1 protein-coding gene is annotated in these 551 nt (G+C 42.6%); it reads right to left on the reverse strand.

Annotated elements, in window-relative coordinates:
• The coding region (locus tag ACYU7A_RS08100) for a hypothetical protein (RefSeq protein WP_460575600.1) at positions 1–551 on the reverse strand (551 nt) is incomplete at both ends.

Consider the following 551-nt stretch of genomic DNA (forward strand, 5'->3'; position numbering starts at 1 on the left):
AAATAGCTGCATCAAATGTAGCAACGTTTCCTGGGTCAGTCGCTCCTGTTGGAACGGTCCAAACATAGTTGTATGTACCTGCAGCACCTGGCGTAACTGTTACTGTAGCTGGAGTACCAGCACAAACTGTTGGGCTATTCACGGTAACTGTAGGATTAGCGTTTATTGTAGCAATTCCTGATGCACTAGAACTAGTACAACTTGTTGCTGTATCTGTAATAACTACTGAGTAAGTTCCTGAAATTGTTGCATCAAATGTTGCAACGTTTCCTGGGTCTGTCGCTCCTGTTGGTACTGACCAAACATAATTATATGTTCCTGAAGTACCTGGCGTAGCAGTTACTGTTGCTGGAGTACCAGCACAAACTGTTGGACTATTCACAGTTACTGTAGGATTAGCATTAATAGTTACAACTGAAGAAACACTTGAACTACTACAACCAGAAGTTGGGTCAGTAATTACAACTGAGTAAGTTCCTGAAATAGCTGCATCAAATGTAGCAACGTTTCCTGGGTCAGTCGCTCCTGTTGGAACGGTCCAAACATAGTTG

Source organism: Flavobacterium koreense, assembly GCF_054776075.1.